The sequence below is a fragment of the Nitrosomonas sp. Nm58 genome (assembly GCF_900107335.1).
Taxonomy (GTDB): Bacteria; Pseudomonadota; Gammaproteobacteria; order Burkholderiales; family Nitrosomonadaceae; genus Nitrosomonas.
The window spans coordinates 1-1,728 of record NZ_FNPQ01000106.1 but is presented as its reverse complement, the minus strand read 5'-3'; the positions used below and the strand labels follow the sequence as shown (position 1 = coordinate 1,728).

Annotated in this window: 3 protein-coding genes; all 3 read right to left on the bottom strand. The window is 47.2% G+C overall.

Annotated elements, in window-relative coordinates; all coding sequences use genetic code 11:
- Positions 1–492: IS110 family transposase (locus BLW34_RS15215; RefSeq protein WP_143037980.1), on the bottom strand; the 492-nt coding region annotated here is incomplete at its 3' end.
- Between the two features lie 186 nt (positions 493–678).
- Positions 679–1,275, bottom strand: coding sequence for an IS3 family transposase (locus BLW34_RS15210; protein ID WP_256203834.1), 597 nt, complete (start codon positions 1,273–1,275; stop codon positions 679–681).
- A gap of 101 nt (positions 1,276–1,376) precedes the next feature.
- Positions 1,377–1,679, bottom strand: coding sequence for a transposase (locus BLW34_RS15205; RefSeq protein WP_090581380.1), 303 nt, complete (start codon positions 1,677–1,679; stop codon positions 1,377–1,379).
- Positions 1,680–1,728 lie beyond the last annotated feature (49 nt).

Genomic DNA, 1,728 nt, shown 5'->3' with positions numbered 1-1,728 from the left:
ATCATCCGGTGCACTGATTAATAACGATCTGAGTTGATTGATGGTTTGTGTTCTTGCCTTGACTGCACTACGTCTGACAACCGATAACATACGCAGTGCTTCAGCCACGCCTGACTGTGACTTTGGCGTTGCCGTTGCGTTACCGGAAAGTACTGTGCGTGCTGCACTCTCAGCATCAGTCGAATCGGATTTTCCTTGGAGTCGGCGCTTGGCACGATCAGGACGATTGACTTCCCATACTTCAATACCTTGTTCGCGCAATAAACGGGCAAGACCAGCGCCATATGTTCCTGTACCTTCAACGCCAGCACGCCGAACATTTCCCAATGTTCGTGCCCACGTCAGTAATTTCAGATAGCCTGCTCTATTAGTCGGTATGGAAGTAAGTATCCCTATCACTTTACCTTGATCATTGATGACCACGCCAACATGGGTATCTAAATGGGTATCAACGCCAAGAATAACTTCATTTTGAACCAGTGTGCCATCCATATTCATACTCCTTAATCAAAATTGATGCATTACCAACCCCAATTACCGGACAGGACACTCACGGTGCAATTTAAGGCTCCTATTAGGTCGCGAATATTGGGCCCGGCAACGCTCGGGGAATGCCTGGACCAGATCGACAGGTCAACGCAAAGGCACTTCGCCAATCCCAGCACGGGTCAGATCAAGTCAGGCATTCCATGACATATTAAACTGAGTATCCCAGCAATTTCCCTTCCGGCTCATGCTTTGTTGGATGCCATGCTGCTTTAGTAATTGCCGGTGATTTCCTGAGGCGTATTGGCTACCCCGATCGGTATGCCATAACAGGCCTTTGTCGGGTTTACGTTTCCAAATAGCCATCTGGAGCGTATCGTTGACTAACTGTGTTTTCATATGCGCGGCCATTGACCAGCCTACGACCTGCCGGGAAAACAAGTCGATCATGACCGCCAGATACAACCAGCCTTCCAGGGTATGAATATAAGTGAGGTCGCCCACATATACCTGATTTATCTGATCAATGGCGAACTGACGATCCAAATAATTAGGCGCAATAGGCAATTCATGCTTTGAATTGGTGGTAGCTTTAAATCGACGTTTGGTTTTACAGGTCAGGCCGGCTTCCTTCATTAGCCGGCTTATTCGCCGCCGCCCCACGGATCGGCCTTGGTGAGACATAGCTATTTTAAGACGGCGGGTGCCGTATGTATTCCGGCTTTTTTCAAATACTTTTTTTACAATACCGCTGAGTTGCTCATCTTCTCGTTCCCTGAATGAAGGAATTCGATGCAGTCAATCATAGTAAGCACTCTGTGAGACCTGTAAAAACCGGCACATCGATAACACGGTGAATTCACCCCGATGCTGTTTGATCCAGGCGTACTTCACCGTTCTCCTTGGCAAAGTACGCGGCAGCCTTTTTTTAATAGGTCGCGCTCCTCGGTCAGTCGGGCAACCTCTTTTTTTAGCCGCTTTAACTCTTCATAGAGATGTTCGTCAGTGCGCACTGCCTTTATGTTATCAACCGGTCGACTGTATTTACTGATCCAGGTATGCAAGGTCAAGGTGTTCTCATTCACATCAATTTCCCTGGCGGTTTGGGCCACAGGTTTATCCGATTCAATGGCCAACTTTACCGATGACTCCCTAAATTCAGCTGTATAGACTTTGGGTTTTTCTTGGGTCATTTAAATACATTCCTTCTTTCAGTTATTTTAAGGAATGTGTCCGGTTTAG

Coding starts and splice junctions, on each gene's coding strand:
- BLW34_RS15205 (WP_090581380.1), bottom strand. CDS start 1,679: ATGACCCAAGAAAAACCCAAAGTCTATACAGCTGAATTTAGGGAGTCA.